This is a genomic window from Sphingomonas sp. DC1600-2 (assembly GCF_049897605.1).
Taxonomy (GTDB): domain Bacteria; phylum Pseudomonadota; class Alphaproteobacteria; order Sphingomonadales; family Sphingomonadaceae; genus Sphingomonas.
In genome coordinates this window covers 105,999-122,344 of the sequence record NZ_JAFCWO010000005.1, presented here as the reverse complement: position 1 = coordinate 122,344, position 16,346 = coordinate 105,999, and the positions used below count along the sequence as shown (strand labels likewise).

The 16,346-nt window shown below is 64.6% G+C and carries 14 protein-coding genes; 7 read left to right on the top strand and 7 right to left on the bottom strand.

Going from position 1 to position 16,346, the window contains the following annotated elements; translation table 11 throughout:
* Positions 1-19 precede the first annotated feature (19 nt).
* The 3 genes from ACP7BL_RS11980 (at position 20) to ACP7BL_RS11970 (ending at position 2,664) form a co-directional block, all read left to right on the top strand.
* Complete coding sequence (locus ACP7BL_RS11980; protein WP_426258422.1) at positions 20-985, top strand: isopenicillin N synthase family dioxygenase; 966 nt, start codon at positions 20-22, stop codon at positions 983-985.
* A 28-nt stretch (positions 986-1,013) separates the two neighbouring features.
* Positions 1,014-1,307 (top strand): hypothetical protein, encoded by a 294-nt coding sequence (locus ACP7BL_RS11975; protein WP_137903294.1) that lies wholly within the window; start codon positions 1,014-1,016, stop codon positions 1,305-1,307.
* Positions 1,308-1,377: 70 nt separating this feature from the next.
* Positions 1,378-2,664: a homoserine dehydrogenase gene (locus ACP7BL_RS11970; RefSeq protein WP_033965920.1), complete on the top strand. Its 1,287-nt coding sequence runs from the start codon at positions 1,378-1,380 to the stop codon at positions 2,662-2,664.
* 6 nt (positions 2,665-2,670) lie between these two features.
* Here ACP7BL_RS11970 and ACP7BL_RS11965 read toward each other — a convergent pair whose 3' ends face one another.
* Genes ACP7BL_RS11965 through ACP7BL_RS11955 form a run of 3 tightly spaced genes read right to left on the bottom strand, consistent with a single transcriptional unit; the run spans position 2,671 to position 4,625 of the window.
* Entirely contained in the window at positions 2,671-3,204 is a 534-nt protein-coding gene (locus ACP7BL_RS11965; protein ID WP_341203702.1) for a hypothetical protein, read from the bottom strand.
* A 30-nt stretch (positions 3,205-3,234) separates the two neighbouring features.
* Positions 3,235-3,663, bottom strand: a complete 429-nt coding sequence (locus ACP7BL_RS11960) for a CoA-binding protein (protein WP_033965905.1) — start codon at positions 3,661-3,663, stop codon at positions 3,235-3,237.
* The gene (locus tag ACP7BL_RS11955; protein ID WP_426258421.1) at positions 3,663-4,625 is read right to left on the bottom strand and encodes a P-loop NTPase; all 963 of its coding nucleotides are present in this window, start codon (positions 4,623-4,625) and stop codon (positions 3,663-3,665) included. Before ACP7BL_RS11955 ends, ACP7BL_RS11960 begins: the two co-directional genes overlap by 1 nt.
* A gap of 70 nt (positions 4,626-4,695) precedes the next feature.
* Here ACP7BL_RS11955 and hflK point away from each other — a divergent pair, with 70 nt between their 5' ends.
* The 4 genes from hflK to ACP7BL_RS11935 all read left to right on the top strand — a co-directional run bounded on the left by hflK (position 4,696) and on the right by ACP7BL_RS11935 (position 10,126).
* Entirely contained in the window at positions 4,696-5,847 is a 1,152-nt protein-coding gene (hflK, locus tag ACP7BL_RS11950) for a protease modulator HflK (RefSeq protein ID WP_426258420.1), read from the top strand.
* Positions 5,844-6,707 carry a protease modulator HflC gene (gene hflC, locus ACP7BL_RS11945; protein WP_010408391.1) on the top strand — a complete coding sequence of 288 codons (864 nt, stop codon included), beginning with the start codon at positions 5,844-5,846 and terminating at the stop codon, positions 6,705-6,707. Before hflK ends, hflC begins: the two co-directional genes overlap by 4 nt.
* A 111-nt stretch (positions 6,708-6,818) precedes the next feature.
* The gene (locus ACP7BL_RS11940; RefSeq protein WP_426258419.1) at positions 6,819-8,357 is read left to right on the top strand and encodes a Do family serine endopeptidase; all 1,539 of its coding nucleotides are present in this window, start codon (positions 6,819-6,821) and stop codon (positions 8,355-8,357) included.
* 101 nt (positions 8,358-8,458) lie between these two features.
* Positions 8,459-10,126, top strand: coding sequence for a helicase HerA-like domain-containing protein (locus ACP7BL_RS11935; RefSeq protein WP_126845367.1), 1,668 nt, complete (start codon positions 8,459-8,461; stop codon positions 10,124-10,126).
* Positions 10,127-10,171: 45 nt separating this feature from the next.
* Here the strand turns inward: ACP7BL_RS11935 and ACP7BL_RS11930 are convergent, their stop codons facing one another.
* The 4 genes from ACP7BL_RS11930 to ACP7BL_RS11915 form a co-directional block, all read right to left on the bottom strand.
* Positions 10,172-12,571, bottom strand: a complete 2,400-nt coding sequence (locus ACP7BL_RS11930) for a TonB-dependent receptor (RefSeq protein ID WP_426258418.1) — start codon at positions 12,569-12,571, stop codon at positions 10,172-10,174.
* Between the two features lie 122 nt (positions 12,572-12,693).
* Complete coding sequence (locus ACP7BL_RS11925) at positions 12,694-13,914, bottom strand: CaiB/BaiF CoA transferase family protein (protein ID WP_426258417.1); 1,221 nt, start codon at positions 13,912-13,914, stop codon at positions 12,694-12,696.
* Positions 13,911-15,851, bottom strand: a complete 1,941-nt coding sequence (locus ACP7BL_RS11920; protein ID WP_033964082.1) for an acetyl/propionyl/methylcrotonyl-CoA carboxylase subunit alpha — start codon at positions 15,849-15,851, stop codon at positions 13,911-13,913. Before ACP7BL_RS11920 ends, ACP7BL_RS11925 begins: the two co-directional genes overlap by 4 nt.
* Position 15,852: 1 nt before the next feature.
* Entirely contained in the window at positions 15,853-16,341 is a 489-nt protein-coding gene (locus ACP7BL_RS11915) for a nuclear transport factor 2 family protein (protein WP_033964081.1), read from the bottom strand.
* Between the last annotated feature and the right edge of the window lie 5 nt (positions 16,342-16,346).

The following is a 16,346-nucleotide window of genomic DNA, read 5'->3' as shown; positions in this document are numbered from 1 at the left end:
CCCTGACGGACGCCCGATCATGCTCGATACGCCGACTGCTCCCACAACCGCGCAAGTCCCAGCGCTTTCGCTCAACGACGAAGCCGCCGATCCAGTCGCCTTTGCGGCCGCGCTCGGCGGGTCGTTCGAGCGATTTGGCTTTGCCGTCGTCGCAGATCATGGCGTTCCCGCCGATCTGATCGCGCAGGCATGGGCGATGACCGAGGCCTTCTTCGCGCTGCCCGAGGACACGAAACGCGCCTATTTCGTCGCAGGCGGCGGCGGCGCGCGCGGCTACACGCCGTTCAAGACCGAGATCGCCAAGGGCGCGAGCCATGTCGACCTGAAGGAATTCTGGCATATCGGTCGCGAGCTGGCCAAGGGCCACCGCTTCGAGGCGCAAATGTCCCCCAACATCTGGCCCGACCAGCCCGAGGGCTTCCGCGAGACCTTTATCGAACTGTTCGCGGCCTTCAATACCGCGGGCGATCGCTTGCTCTCGGCGATTGCGCGCCATTTGGGTTTGAGCCCCGACTGGTTCGATCATGCCGTAAAGGACGGCAATTCGGTGCTGCGTCTGCTGCATTACCCCCCCGTCCCCGCCGACGCCCCGGAGGTCCGCGCCGGGGCGCATGAGGACATCAACCTCATCACCCTGCTGCTCGGGGCCGAGGAGGCCGGGCTCGAACTGCTCGACAAAAATGGCGCGTGGCTGGCGATCAGGCCGCCCGAAGGCGCGATGGTCGTCAATGTCGGCGACATGCTCCAGCGCCTGACCAACCACGTTTTGCCCTCGACCACGCACCGCGTCGTCAATCCGGCCCCCGAACGCCGCGGCCATTCGCGGTATTCGATGCCGTTCTTCCTACACCCGGCTCCCGATTTCCTGATCGAGACGCTGCCCTCGACGATCTCTGCGGAAAACCCCAACCGCTATCCCACCCCGATCACCGCGCACGATTATCTGCATGAGCGGTTGGTCGAAATCGGGTTGGTGAAGGCCTGAGGTGATCCGGGCGGGACGATACCTGCAATTGGCGATCGGTGCGCTCGGGACGGTGCTGGCCGGGCTTACGGCGCTGTCTGCATTGACCCGTCCGGCCCAATTTTTGGCTTTGCCGTTGCCGGTCTCGATCTTGTTAATTGTTGCCGCAGTCAGCGGCTTAGCACAGTGGATCGCCTTCCAACGCCGACACTTCGACACAGCTGTGCGGCTGTTTGGCACTACGATCATAAGCTGGAGTGCCGCGATTCTCGTTCACGTCGCGTACACAATGCCGGATTGCAGCAAGGGCTGCACTCTAGTCGTGATCACGCCCCCAAAATAAGTGCGATCTTGTTTCAGGGTCGATCGTGCCGCATGAGCCGCCGCGCAGTATAAGGCAGGAAGTCGAACCCATGACCAAACCCCTCCGCATCGCGCTTGCCGGTCTCGGCACGGTCGGCGCAGGCGTGATCCGCTTGCTCGACACCAATGGCGCGCTGATCGCGCGGCGCGCCGGGCGGCCGATCGAAATCGTCGCGGTGTCGGCGCGCGATCGGAGCAAGGATCGTGGCGTGGATATCGGTCGCTTCGCCTGGGTCGACGATACCACTGCGCTCGCCCATGCCGATGTCGATGTCGTGGTGGAATTGGTCGGCGGGTCGGACGGCCCCGCGCTTACGCTGGCGCGTGCCACGTTGGGCGCGGGCAAGAGCTTCGTCACCGCCAACAAGGCGATGCTGGCGCATCACGGGCTGGAGCTGGCGCGCGCCGCCGAAGGAGCGAACGTCGCCTTGAAGTTCGAAGCTGCCGTCGCCGGCGGCGTGCCCGTCATCAAGGGGCTGCGCGAGGGCGCTGCCGCCAATGAGATCGAGCGCGTCTACGGCATCCTTAACGGCACCTGCAATTTCATCCTGTCCAAGATGGAAGCCGAAGGCCGCGATTTCGCCGACGTGCTGGCCGAGGCACAGGCGCTTGGCTTTGCCGAATCCGACCCAAGCTTCGACATCGATGGCGTCGATGCCGCGCACAAGGTTTCGCTGCTCGCCAGCCTCGCTTTCGGTACGCAGCCCGCCTTTGCCGACGTCGCGGCCAGCGGCATTCGTGACGTGCTCGCCGCCGACATCGCCGAGGCGGCCTCGCTCGGCTACCGCGTGCGCTTGATCGGGCTGGCCGAGTCCGGCCCGAACGGGCTGTTCCAGCGCGTCCATCCGCATCTCGTGCCCGTCAGCCACCCGCTTGCGCATGTGATCGGCGCGACCAACGCCGTGGTGGCGGAAGGCAATTTCGTCGGGCGCTTGCTGTTCCAGGGGGCCGGTGCCGGCGACGGGCCGACCGCGTCCGCCGTGGTCGCGGATCTGATCGACATTGCGCGCGGCGAATTCGGCCCCGCTTTCGCCATGCCTGCCGACGCCCTGTTGGCGCAGGGCCCCGCCGATGCCGGCAACCGGATGGGACGCGCTTATGTCCGCTTCACCGTCGCCGACCGCGTCGGCGTGCTCGCGGAAATTGCTGCGGCGATGCGCGATGCCGGCGTCTCGATCGAAAGCCTGATGCAGCGTGGCGTCCACGCCGATGGATCCGTGCTGGTCGCCATCGTCACGCATGAAGGCCCGGAGCGCAGCGTGGCGCAGGCCCTGGAACGGCTGCGCGGTTCGCAAAGCCTGGTCGGCCGTCCGCTCTGGATGCACATTCTCGGCTAGCCGTGGTTACCCGGTAACCTTGCCGAAGGTCGCAGGCGGCGTGTCATCCAACGGGATCGGCACGCGCCGGGATTTGTCGGGCTTCTTGCGAAAGGCGCGCTTCACCCCGCCAACCGTGTCCTTGGCGAGCCGGAATACATTCGTGCCCTCACCCGGCTCCTCGCAGCAACTGCCCGGCGCGACCGCTTTCTGCACCAGCCGCACTGCCGCCGTGCCCATGCCGAACAGATCGATGCCGCTTCCGCAGCCGCCGCTGCGCCCGGCGCACGGCGTTGCCTCAAGGGCAAGCGCGCCGGTTCCGCGCAAATCGGGGTTGGAGGGCCGCGGTTCGTCCAACACCGCCTCATTTGGATACGGCAGCGCTTGCGATGGCAGCGGTTTGCCGCACACCACGATGTCGTCGGGATCGGTGTTTTTCGAGCCGCGCCGAACGCACGGTTCATCGGGCACTGGCTGCAAAATCGAGAACGATGTCGGTGCTGCAGGAGGACTCGCCGCAGGGCTTGCGCTTTGCGCGGCGAGGAGCAGCAACAGCATCATCTGCAAGTTGCGCCGCAATCGTGGCGAATTTCAGGCGATCGGCGCGATCCCGAGACGCGGCAGTTCGATCGCGGGACAACGGTCCATTACGACCTTCAGCCCCGCCGCCTCGGCCCGTTCCGCTGCGGCCTCGTTGATGACGCCCAATTGCAGCCACACCGCCTTTGCGCCCGCCGCAATCGCCGCGTCCACCGCCTCGCCTGCCGCTGCGGAATTGCGGAAGATGTCGACCAGATCGATCGGATCACCGATCTGCGACAGGTCGCGAAACACGAATTCGCCGTGCAGATGTTCGCCGGTGATCTGTGGGTTGACCGGAATCACGCGATAGCCGTGCTCCTGCAAGGTCCGCATCACGCGGTAGGACGGGCGGTCCGGGCGGTCCGACGCCCCGACCAGCGCGATCACACGGGTTTCCTCGAGCAAAATACGCAAATCGGCATCCTGGGTAAGCGGCATCAGCCTTGTCCTTTTATCCAATCGCCAACCTTGTCGGCCACGCCCATGAACGCAACGCCTTCGGGACCGTTCCCGGCCGCCGGTGGCTGCCCGGCATCGGAGGCCACGCGCACACGAATATCGAGCGGAATGCGCCCGAGAAACGGCAGGCCCAGTTCCACCGCAGCGGCCTCGGCCCCGCCTGTGCCAAACGGATCGGAAATCTCGCCGCACGACGGGCAGACATAGCCCGCCATATTCTCGATCAGCCCGACGATCGGCACGCCAGCCTTGACGAACAGGTCGATCGCGCGCCGTGCATCGATCAGCGCCAAGTCCTGCGGAGTAGAGACGATTACCGCGCCGCTCGGGCGATATTTCTGGATCATCGTCAATTGCACGTCGCCCGTGCCGGGCGGCAGATCGAGCACCAGCGTATCGGCCGGCCCCCAATTCGCGTCCATCATCTGCGTCAGTGCGCCTGCCGCCATCGGCCCGCGCCACGCGATTGCCTGGTCGGCGGCGACGAGCATGCCCATCGACAGCATCGGCACGCCATAAGGCGTCGGCACCGGCTGCAACACTTTGTCGCGCGCGGTTGGCTTGGCGTCGGCAACGCCCATCAGGCGCGGCTGCGACGGGCCATAGATATCGGCATCGACCAGCCCGACCCGCCGCCCGGACCGCGCCAGCGCGATGGCGAGATTGGCCGAGACGGTGGATTTCCCCACCCCGCCCTTCCCGCTCGCCACCGCCAGCACGATTCGGCGCGAACGCTGGCTGGTCAACGCGACGCGAACGCTGGAAATTCCGGGAACATCGCTGGCGGCAGCGCGGACATCGGCCTCCAGCGCATCCCGCGCGGCGTCGTCAAGGCCACTGACGTCGACGATGATGCTGGCGCGTCCTTCCTCGATCCGGGCGGTGGCGCGCCCTTGGGCGACACGAATTAGGGCGGCATCTAGCAAACTACTGTCAGTCATCGTGCGCAGATAGGCGACGCGAACGCGCTTGCCACTGTTTTTCGCAAGAACGCGCCCCTATAAAGGTCGCATGACGATCTTATCGGGCTGGTTTCAGCGCCTCTCCATCCTCGCCGCCGACAATAAGGGACCATGGGGCAGCGGCTCCGGTTCCGACAATGGCGGAGGCGACAGTGGCGGCCCGCGCAACCCGTGGGCGCAGCCACCCGGCGGCAAACCGCGTGGTGTCACGCCGGGTCCGAGCGCGCTCGATGAATTTCTCAAGCGCGCGCGCGGCGGTGGCGGCGGCTCGGGTGGGGACGGCGGACGGCCGCGCATCCCCGGGGCTCCCAGTGCTGGGCAATTGTGGGTAATCGCGGTCGGCATCCTGCTGGTCGCCTGGATTGCGCTGACCAGTTTCCATTCGATCGGCCCGCAGGAGCGCGGCGTCGTGACCGTGCTCGGGCGCTATTCCGAGACGCTCGAGCCCGGCATCCGCTTCACCTTGCCTGCCCCTTTTGTCGAGGTTGCCAAGGTCGATGTCGCGGCGATCAACACCGATACCTTCCCCGATGACAGCAGCACCGTCACCGCCGGCAATGACACCGACAAGCTGATGCTGACGAGCGACCAGAACATCGTTGATCTGGATTATTCGGTGCGCTGGCAGATCGCCAACCCACAGGACTTCGCCTTCCAGATCGCGCGCCCGCGCGAAACGCTGCGCGCCACTGCGCAAAGCGCGATGCGCGCTGTCGTCGCCACCGCCACGCTCGACGAAGCGATCGGTGCCGGACGCACCGCGATGGAAGTGAAGGTCCAGCAGGCGATGCAGGAAATCCTCGATCGCTATAATGCGGGCATCCGCATCCAGGGCGTCGCGATCAAGGGCGCTCAGGCTCCCGCGCAGGTGGCGGACGCCTTCAAGGAAGTCTCAGCCGCGCAGCAACAGGCGCAAAGCGACATCAGCCGCGCGCGTGGTTATGCGCAGCAGGTGCTGGCCAAGGCGCAGGGTGAAGCCGCCGCCTTCGACGTGATCTACGCGCAGTATAAGCTCGCGCCCGAAGTGACGCGCCGCCGCATGTATTACGACACGATGGAGCAAGTCCTGTCCAAGTCGGACAAGACGATCATCGAATCGCCCGGCGTCGTCCCCTATTTGCCATTGCCCGGTATGCGCCGCGTGCCGTCGGCACCGTCCCCCGCCATTGCCGCTCCTCAGACTCCGGGAGTCGCCCAGTGAACCGCGCCTTGCTCCGCAATCCCATCGCCCTTGGCGTGTTCGCCTTGGTGTTGCTGATCCTCGCCGCCAGCACCTTCGCGATCGTGCCGGAAACGCGCCAAGCAGTGGTGCTGCGCTTTCAGCAGCCCGTGCGCACGATCAACGAATATCGCCCCAATGAAGTGTTCGGCCAGACCGGCGCCGGCCTGACCGCGCGCGTGCCGTTCATCGATCGGCTGGTATGGGTCGACAAACGCGTGCTCGATGTCGAACTCGACAACCAGCCCGTGCTCTCGACCGACCAGACCCGGCTGGAAGTCGATGCCTATGCCCGCTTCCGCATCGTCGATCCGTTGAAGGCGGTGATCTCGACCGGCAGCACGTCTGTCACCGAACAACGCGTGCAGGATCAGTTGAAGCCGCTGTTCAGCTCGTCGCTGCGCAACGAGCTTGGCAAGCGGCCGTTCGCGGCCTTGCTTAGCCCCGAACGCACGCAAGTGATGGGCAACATCCGCGCCGGGTTGCAAAAGCTGGCATCGCAATACGGCGTGCAGATCGTCGACGTGCGCATCAAACATGCCGATCTGCCGAGCGGCACGCCGTTCGACAGCGCGCTCAACCGCATGCGCACCGCGCGCCAGCAACAGGCGCTGACGATCAAGGCGCAGGGCCAGCAGACCGCGCAGATCATCCAGGCGCAAGCCGATGCCAAGGCCGCGCAAATCTATGCCGACGCCTTCAACAAGGATCCCGATTTCTACGATTTCTATCGGGCGATGCAGTCCTATCGCTATACCTTCGCGCAGGATGCCAAGGGCCAGACCTCGTTGGTACTGTCGCCCGACAATGCCTATTTGAAGGAATTCCAGGGACGGCGCTGACGGATGGCCCCATAACCATCCACCAGCCGTTCATATTCAATCGCCGTTCAGCATCGCTTAGTATCTACAAAGGCGATGCTGCCAATTGGTAGACGAGAGGAAACGACCAAAGTGCGCTACGCCTACGCCATTACCGCCGCCCTGTTGCTGAGCGGCACCGCGACCGCCATTGCCTTGCCGTCCGCCGGGGGCGCGCAGACCGCGCAGAACGAACCCGCCGTGATGGCCGCCACCGCCCCCAAGCCGGGTGCGCCGATGAGCTTCGCCGACCTGGTGGCGAAGCTGCAGCCGGCCGTGGTCAATATTTCGACCAGCCAGCACATCACGCAACAGCAGCCCGCCAACCCGTTCGCCGGCACCCCGTTCGAGGGGCTGTTCGGTCAGCAGGGCCAAGGCGGGAATGGCGGCCCCGCGATCACGCGTGAGGCGACCTCGCTCGGTTCGGGCTTCATCATTTCGCCCGATGGCTATGTCGTCACCAACAATCACGTCGTGGCACCCGGTGCAAAGGGCGCGACGGTGGATTCGATCACGGTAACGCTGGTGGACCGCAAGGAATATGTCGCCAAACTGATCGGACGCGATCCCACTTCGGATCTCGCGCTGCTCAAGATCGATGCGAAGAACCTGCCCTTCGTGAAGTTCGGCGATTCGGACGCGGCGCGCGTCGGCGACTGGGTCGTCGCGATCGGCAATCCGTTCGGCCTCGGCGGCACGGTGACGGCGGGGATCGTCTCGTCGCTGCACCGCGTGACCGGCGGCGGTGCCTATGATCGCTTCATCCAGACCGACGCGGCGATCAACCAGGGCAACTCCGGCGGCCCGATGTTCGACCTCAACGGCAATGTCATCGGCATCAATTCCCAGATTCTGGGCAGCACCGGCGGCGGCAATATCGGCATCGGCTTTGCCATTCCGGCCACCGACGCCAAGCCCGTCATCGAAAAGCTGATGAAGGGCACCAAGATCGCGCGCGGCTATCTCGGCGTTGGGCCGCAGCCGATCGACGACGATCTCGCCTCGTCCTTCGGGCTGGTTAAAAACCGTGGCGAACTGCTCCGCAGCATCGAGCCGGGCCAGCCTGCCGAAAAGGCCGGGCTGAAGGTCGGCGACGTCGTGCTGCGCGTCGGCGGCAAGGATGTCACGCCCGATCAGTCGCTCAGCTATCTCGTCGCGAACGTGACGCCGGGTAGCCGCGTGCCGCTCGACGTCGTTCGTCAGGGCAAGCCGATGACGATCGTCGCCACCATCGGCACGCGTCCGCCCGAAGATCAGCTTGCGGCAAAGGCTGCGGGCGAAGAAGGCGACGATTCGGACGACAGCGACAACCCAACCGTCGGCCAGGCGGCAGCCAATGCGCTTGGCGTAACGGTGCAGACGCTGACCCCGCAAATCGCGCGCACCTTCAACATCGATTCGTCGGTGCAGGGTGTGGTCGTCGCAACCGTCGATCCGTCGAGCGATGCTGGGTCGAAGGGCCTGAAGCGCGGCGACGTGATCGTCTCGGCCAATGGCGTTCCGGTTACCACGCCCGCGTCGCTCGGTGCAGTGGTCGCCCAGGCCAAGGCTGCCGGTCGCACGCAAGTCGCGTTGTATCTGGTGCGCGGCCGTCAGCCCGCTTTGTTCATCGCGGTCAAGCTGAAGAAGTAAGCCTACACATCCCTCTCCCGCCGTTCGTGCGGGGGAGGGATTTTCCTTCCGCCGCCCCGGTTTTCGCGCGATAGCTTTTCGCCGAAATGGCGGGAGGCTTCATGAACGACACGACCAGCATCTTCATTGGCGCAGGCCCCGGCGGCGCAAACCCGCAAGCCCTCGAACTGAAGCGCGCCAACCGCCACGGCCTGATCGCGGGCGCGACCGGCACCGGCAAGACCGTCACCGTCCAGGGCATCATCGAAGGCTTTTCGCGCAACGGAGTCCCGTGCTTCGTCGCCGATGTGAAGGGCGATCTGTCGGGCCTCGCCATGGCCGGCTCCCCCACCGCCAAGAATCACGACATTTTCGCCGCGCGCGCCAAGGAAATTGGCGACGACGCCTGGGCTTATGCCGATACGCCCGTGCAATTTTGGGATCTCTATGGCGAACAGGGCCATCCCATTCGCACCACCATCACCGAAATGGGCCCGCTGCTGCTCTCGCGGCTGATGGACTTGAACGAGGTGCAGGAAGGCGTGCTGACGATCGCCTTCCACGTCGCCGACAAAGACGGGCTGCTGCTGCTCGACCTTGACGATTTGCAGGCGATGCTAGTCAGTTGCGGCGAACGCGCCGACGAGCTCACCACCACCTACGGCAATGTCTCGAAGCAATCGATCGGCACGATCCAGCGCGCGCTGCTCCAACTCCGCAGCCAGGGCGGCGAGCATTTCTTCGGCGAGCCCGCGCTCGATCTCGATGATTTCATCGGCGTGGACGACAAGGGCCGCGGCATCGTCAACGTGCTCGCCGCCGACAAGTTGATGGCGAGCCCTAAGCTCTATTCGACCTTCCTGCTGTGGCTGATGAGCGAATTGTTCGAGCATCTCCCCGAGGTCGGCGATCCCGACAAGCCCAAGCTCTGCTTCTTCTTCGACGAAGCGCATTTGCTGTTCGATGCCGCGCCCAAGGCGTTGCTCGAAAAGATCGAACAGGTCGTGCGTCTGATCCGCTCAAAGGGCGTCGGCATCTATTTCATCACCCAGAACCCGATCGACATTCCCGATACGGTGGCGGGGCAGCTCGGCAATCGCGTGCAGCACGCACTGCGCGCCTTCACCCCGCGCGATCAGGCCGCCGTAAAGTCCGCCGCGACCACCTTCCGCGCCAATCCCGGTGTCGATGTCGAAACCGCGATCACCGAATTGAAGGTCGGCGAGGCTTTGGTCTCGCTGCTGTTGCCCGACGGATCGCCCTCCCCGGTCCAGCGCACGCTGATCGCCCCGCCTGCCTCGCGCGTCGGCCCGGTGACGCCGGTGGAGCGCGGCGTGATGATCCAGACAGATCCGGTCGGCACCAAATACGACACCGCGATCGACCGCCAATCCGCCGAGGAAATCCTCGCCGGCAAGGCGCAGGAAGCGAGCGCGGCGGCAGCCGAAGCCAAAGCGAAGACCGAGGCCGACAAAGCGGCGGCGGCACAGGCCAAGGCCGACGCCGTTGCCGCGCGCGAAGCCGAACGCCAGCGGGTCGCGGCGCAACGCGAGGCCGACCGTCAGGCCCGCCTCGCGGCGCAACAGGAAGCGGCGGCTGCAAAGGCGGCGGCCAACTCGCCGTGGAACCGGGCGATCACCTCGGCGACGCGATCGGCTTCGTCTGCGGTCGGGCGTCAGGTCGCCAATGAAGTATCGAAGGCCGTGTTCGGCTCCAGCCGCGGTGCCGGGGCCGGGATTATCGGCGGGCTGGTGCGCGGCGTCCTCGGCGGCCTGTTCAAAGGCCGCTAAGCCCGCTGCCGCCGCTCTTTGCGAGCGGCGGCAGGCCAGGCCGTATCAGAAGCTGATGCTTACCGTCCCGAACACCTGACGCGGGGCCAGCGGGAACACGCTGTAGGTGTTGGTCGCCGATCCGATGCTGAGCGACGATGCCGCCTTGCGATCGGTGATGTTGGTGACGTTCACGCTGACGTGCAGCGCCTTCGCTACCAACCGTTGGTCGAGCGGGATCGTCGCCCCGATCTGCCCTGCCAACGTGAAATAGCCCGCCACCGAGAGGTCGTTGGTGTAGGTTGCGTAGCGGCGACCGATATAATCGCCGATCAACTGCGCGTCGAAGATCCCGTGCCCAACCGACAGCACGGTCTTGTTGAGCCAGTCGGGCGAACCGGGCACGTTCTTGCCCTGCGTCGGCACCGTCGTCGTTCCGCTGATATAGTCGGCCTTATATTTCGAGGTGTTGTACGAAAGCGCATTGTACAACGACACCCGCGGCCCGGCGTGCAGCGTGAACGCGAAATCCACGCCATTGGTCTTCACGCCACCGACGTTCTGAATGATCGCAGCGCCGCTGGTGATCGAGTTGACGATCGGGTTGGGCGAAATGCCGAGCAGCCGGTTCGAGAAATCGACGTGATAGACGCTGAGCTGCCCCTCAATCGACAGGCCGCCCCCCAGTTGGTGATGCGAGCGCACGCCTCCTTCATAGGTCCAGCTCGTTTCGGGCTGGACGGTCGAGGAAAACAGGTCGAACGCCCCTTGGCTGCCCAGTGCGAAGGGCGACAGGCCAGCTGCGGCGCTCGTCTGGAACTGGCGGATGTTCTTCTGCGCGTTGACGAACAGCTGATCGTTGGGGGTCACCTCCCACACCGCACCGACTTCGGGCAAAAACACCTTGGTCGTCTCAAGCGCGCCATTGGGAAGCGCGACGGTTCCAGCGAACGAACCCAGCAGCGGCTGGACCTTGATACGCTGCGTGGCGAATTGATAGGTGGACTTGAAGCCGCCGAGGATCGTCAGCGTCGGCAGCACATGCCAGGCATCCTGCACATGGCTCTGCAACTCGTCGACGCGCACTTCGCTATAATATTGGGTGATCAGCGGGTTGAGCGTGTCGCGCGGGCGCTGGTATGGCGTCGACGGGTTATTGATGTCGAGCGCGTACCAGCGACGGAAGGCCGAAGAGCTTTGCCGCTCGAACCAGCCGCCAAATTCGATGTCATGGTTGCCCAGCGACAGTTTCAGCGTCTGGGCGATGCCACCGCGATCGATGCGATATTCGGTCGTGCGCGTCGCGAAGCCCGATCCGCCGAACACGGTCGAGAGGTTCTGCCCCGGATAGTAGACCGAGAAGAGCTGCGGCAGGCCAGCGACCGTGATCGGGCCCGCGACGACACCGACACCGTCATTGTGGTGATAATAGACCTTGGCGTCATAGGTCACCGCGCTGCTCAATTTCGCCGTCATCGCGACATAGCCGAGATAATCGGTGCGTTGCGCGTCGCTGTAATAGTTACGGTAATTGTCCTTGGCCGCCGCATATTCGGCCGAGGTCAGATAGGCGACCGCGGTCTTGAAGTCGGGGTAGAGGAATGGGCGCGTGTACGGCACATTGCCCGGCGTCTCGCCCTTGGAGATATTGACGACGGTCGCGTCCTCATTCGGTTCGGTCTTGTCCGAATAGGCGAAATAGCCGGTCAGCTTGATCGATCCGCTATCGTGCACGAATTTGCCATTCGCTTGATAGCCGCCTTGGTGGCCATTGAAATCCCACGCGCGCGCATCCTGTCGCACGCCCGAAACGTAGAAAGCGTTGCCGCCGCCAAGGTCGCCGCTGTCGAGCCGCACATAGGTGCGAAACGCGCTGTAGCTGCCAACGGTCTGTGCCACGGTGCCGCCGAAGGTATGCTTGGGATCGCTGGAGAAGGTGTCGATCGTGCCGCCAAGGTTGCTGGTGGACGCGGTGCCGAGATCGCCCGCACCGCTCGCCAACGTCACTTTGCCGACGTTTTCCGAAATGATCGCACGTTGCGGCGATAGGCCGTTGTAATTTCCGTAATTTTGATCGCCGAGTGGGATCCCGTCCAGCGTGTAGCCAAGCTGCTGCTGGTTGAAGCCGTGAATGAACAGCGAGATATTCTGCTCGTTATTGCCCCACGGATCGGCGGTCAGATAGGTTACGCCGGGGAGCGTCTGGATCGCCTTCAGCGGATTGATGCCGGGCAGGATCTTCTGGATCTCGGTGCTGTCGAGCTGGGTTACCGATCGCGTGCTGCGGCGCGCAGTGACCAGAATGTCGGTCGGTGCCGAATCGTCGGGTTGCGCAGCGGGGGCCGCCGCAGGTTCGCCAGGCACCGGCGCTGGTGCGGCGTCCGGGGTCGCCGCATTGGCGACGTTGGACACGCCCGCGAGCAGCCCAAGCGCCAACGCGACTCGCGAAACAGTGTGAAACGACATCGGAAGAAACCCCTTGTGCAATGCAACAATCGGGGCGTTACGAGCCTTGTGCGACGCATTCGCTACTAGGCAACGTCATTTTCATGACGCCAGGATTTCAGTTTTGCTACGTTGTCAGAGGTTTAGCGCGGAATCACGCCCTTCGCCGCCAGTTGGGCCAGCGCTTCTTCGGAAAGCCCCAACGTCTCGCTCAACGCCGCGCGCGTATCCGCCCCGGCACGCGGTGGCACGCGATCGTAACGGGCTGGGGTCCCCGACAATTTGACCGGGAAAGCGACGACATTCAGCGCAGTGCCGTCCTGCCGCGCCATCGGCTGGACGATCGCGCGGTGCACGACATGGGCATCGGCCAGAATTTCGGGCAGGCCGTTGACCTTGCCCGCCGGGAGCTTGGCTGCCTCCATCGCCGCGACCAGATCGTCCGATCGCCACCGCGCAACGGCGGGGGCGAGGTGCGCGTGCAGCGCCGCACGATTGGCGCTGCGCAGCGCCACGCTGGCGAAGCGCGGGTCCTCACCCAGCGTGTCCAGCCGCAACACGCGCAGGAAATCGCGAAACTGCCGATCATTGCCGAGCGCGACGACGATCTCGCCGTCGGCGGTCGCATAGTCGCGATAGGGCACGATATTGGGGTGGTCATTGCCCATCCGCCCGGGCACCGCGCCGCCGTTGAGATAGTTGGACGCCTGGTTCGACATCATCGCCAATTGCGTGTCGAGCAAGGCGCAGTCGATATGCTGCCCCTGCCCTGTGGCGTCGCGGTGGCGCAAAGCGGCGAGGATCGCGACGGTCGCATAAGTGCCGGTGAACAGATCGACGATCGGCACGCCGACCTTCATCGGCGGGCCGTCCGCTTCGCCGGTGACGCTCATCAGCCCGCCCATCGCCTGGATCAGGAAGTCATAGCCGCCCTTGTCCTTATACGGCCCGTCCTGGCCGAAGCCGGTGATCGAGCAATAGACCAGGCGCGGGTTGATCGCCGAGAGCGCGGCATAATCGAGCCCATATTTGGCAAGCCCGCCGACACGAAAATTTTCGACCACCACATCGCTCTCAGCGACAAGGCGGCGGATCAGATCGGCCCCCTCCGGCTGGGCGAGATCGATCGCGAGCGAGCGTTTGTTGCGATTGGCGCACAGGAAATAGGCAGAATCGCCGGAGTCATCGGCGAGCGCAGGTGGCCCCCAGCGGCGGGTGTCGTCGCCCTGCCCCGGCTGCTCGATCTTGAGCACCTCCGCGCCCAGATCCCCCAGTATCTGCGTCGCCCACGGACCGGCGAGCACGCGCGACAGATCGAGCACCTTGACGCCGGCCAGCGCGCCGGGTTTCGGGCCCTCGGTCATACGCCGGTGTCGAGCCGCACCAGCACGACGCCCTCCTGCACTTGCCCGCCAATCTCTGCGTTCAGCTCGGCAATCGTGCCGTCGAACGGGGCGGTGAGGCTATGCTCCATCTTCATCGCTTCGAGCGTGACGAGCTTCTGGCCCTTGGTGACGGTGTCGCCTGCGGCCACGTCCACCGCGATGATGCGGCCAGGCATCGGCGAGAGGATCGCGCCGTCGGCGGCGGTGCCTGCTACATTACCGCGCGTCGCCGATGCCGCAAACCGCCACGTTGCGCCCTGCAGCGTTGCAAAGACGGCTTCGCCTGAAACGTCGAGAATCGGGTAGGCGCGCTGATCGTAGGTTATCAGGCCATCGGTAGCACCGACATATTCACGGTCGCGGTCCATCATTCGGACGCTGTGACACTCATGCCCATTCAGGCGAAACCCAGTGGGCGCGATGTTATGTCTCGCTGGCGCTATCAGTTCAACGGCGACTTGATCGAGTATCCACTGTGGAGGATCAACCTCATAGATCACGTCGTCCTGATGTTGCTCGATAAAACCAGTGTGAACTCTTCCGCGCATAAAGTCGGGGTTCACCAATAAGGCATGAAGAAACGTCGCGTTGGTACGCAGCGGCCAAACCTGTGCGTCACCAACCAATATTGCCAAACCTAGCGCCGCGTCGCGCCGACCTTCGGCGTGGCAGACGATCTTGGCGATCATCGGATCGTAAAAGGAAGAGACCTCGCCTCCTTCAGCAACGCCGGTCTCGATTCGGCCAACGAAGGGATAATCGTTTTCATATTCGACACCGCGCACGGGGTGCCGCCAGCGAGTGGATCGCACTTTATTTGGCAAACGGAAGCGATCCAATCTCCCCACGGACGGCAAAAATCCTTTTAAGGGATCCTCCGCATATAGCCGCGCTTCCATCGCCCAGCCATTGATCGACAGCTCGTCCTGCCGCTTCGGCAGCGCCTCGCCGCTCGCCACGCGTAGCTGCCATTCGACCAGATCGACGCCAGTGATTTCCTCGGTCACCGGATGTTCGACCTGCAACCGCGTGTTCATTTCCATGAACCAGATGCGGTCGGCGCGGAGGCCCTCGCTCGCATCGGCGATGAACTCGATCGTGCCCGCCCCGACATAATCGACCGCTTTGGCCGCCTTCACCGCCGCCGCGCAGATCGCTTCGCGGGTCGCGACGTCCATGCCCGGCGCGGGGGCTTCCTCAATCACCTTCTGATGGCGACGCTGAAGCGAGCAATCGCGCTCGAACAGATGGACGACATTGCCGTGCGTGTCGCCGAACACCTGCACTTCGATATGGCGGGGCGAGAGGATGTATTTCTCGATCAGGACATCGGTATTGCCGAAGGACGACGCCGCCTCGCGCTGACACGACGCAAGCGCATCGGCGAAATCGGCGGGATTATCGACGCGGCGCATGCCCTTGCCACCGCCGCCCGCCACCGCCTTGATCAGCACCGGATAGCCGACCTGTGCGGCCTCCGCCGCCAGCCGTTCGGGGGCCTGATCCTCGCCGAGATAGCCCGGCGTCACCGGCACGCCCGCCGCGATCATGCGTTCCTTGGCGGCATCCTTCAGCCCCATCGCGCGGATGCTGTCGGGCTTGGGGCCGACCCACACCAGCCCGGCATCGAGCACCGCCTGCGCAAAGTCCGCATTTTCGGAGAGGAAGCCATAGCCGGGGTGGATCGCCGCCGCACCCGTCGCCTTGGCTGCGGCGATGATCTTCTTGCCCACCAGATAGCTTTCGCGCGCCGGACTGGGGCCGATATGCACGGCGTCATCGGCCTGGCGGACGTGCAGCGCGTGCGCATCGGCATCCGAATAGACCGCGACCGTGCGGATTCCCATCGCGCGCGCGGTGCGGATGATGCGGCAGGCGATCTCGCCGCGATTGGCGATGAGCAGCGACTGGATCACCTTAGCCCTCGCAACCGGTGGTGCGCGACGACCAGGTCAAATTCTGAATTTTCCAATGGCCGTTTTCGCGCACCAGATCGAAATGGTCGTATCCGCAATGGTGCACCTTGCCGTCGATCAGGAAGGTGTAGGGCCCCCACACCATCGCGATGTCCCCGTCGATTTCGATCGCGGGGTCGCCAAGCCGCTCCTGAAAGCGCTCGGGCCCGGGCGTGAAGCGCGCCAGCAACTCTGCGCGAGTCTTGTGCGTGATTGTCGAAGCGCCCGCTTGTTCGGTCGCGATCGTCGCCGTCGCATCGGGGCGCAGTGCCTCGCCGATCGCCGTCGCATCGCGCGCGGCGATGCCGTTGAGGAGCGCCGTGACCGGGGCCATCACTTGCGCTTCCTCGGTTCCGGGCGGCGGCAGGCCGGTGCCCTTGGGCAGCGGCTGCACCGGCGTCGTCATCGGCGACATTTGCGCGGCGAGGGCGAGGGCAAAGATCAGGGGCATGAAGA

Bases quoted from the DNA above. Each gene is read 5' to 3' on its own strand.
- ACP7BL_RS11965 (WP_341203702.1), bottom strand. From the start codon at position 3,204: ATGATGCTGTTGCTGCTCCTCGCCGCGCAAAGCGCAAGCCCTGCGGCG.
- ACP7BL_RS11960 (WP_033965905.1), bottom strand. From the start codon at position 3,663: ATGCCGCTTACCCAGGATGCCGATTTGCGTATTTTGCTCGAGGAAACC.
- hflK (WP_426258420.1), top strand. From the start codon at position 4,696: ATGACGATCTTATCGGGCTGGTTTCAGCGCCTCTCCATCCTCGCCGCC.
- ACP7BL_RS11955 (WP_426258421.1), bottom strand. From the start codon at position 4,625: ATGACTGACAGTAGTTTGCTAGATGCCGCCCTAATTCGTGTCGCCCAA.
- ACP7BL_RS11935 (WP_126845367.1), top strand. From the start codon at position 8,459: ATGAACGACACGACCAGCATCTTCATTGGCGCAGGCCCCGGCGGCGCA.
- ACP7BL_RS11930 (WP_426258418.1), bottom strand. From the start codon at position 12,571: ATGTCGTTTCACACTGTTTCGCGAGTCGCGTTGGCGCTTGGGCTGCTC.
- ACP7BL_RS11980 (WP_426258422.1), top strand. From the start codon at position 20: ATGCTCGATACGCCGACTGCTCCCACAACCGCGCAAGTCCCAGCGCTT.
- ACP7BL_RS11925 (WP_426258417.1), bottom strand. From the start codon at position 13,914: ATGACCGAGGGCCCGAAACCCGGCGCGCTGGCCGGCGTCAAGGTGCTC.
- ACP7BL_RS11915 (WP_033964081.1), bottom strand. From the start codon at position 16,341: ATGCCCCTGATCTTTGCCCTCGCCCTCGCCGCGCAAATGTCGCCGATG.
- ACP7BL_RS11970 (WP_033965920.1), top strand. From the start codon at position 1,378: ATGACCAAACCCCTCCGCATCGCGCTTGCCGGTCTCGGCACGGTCGGC.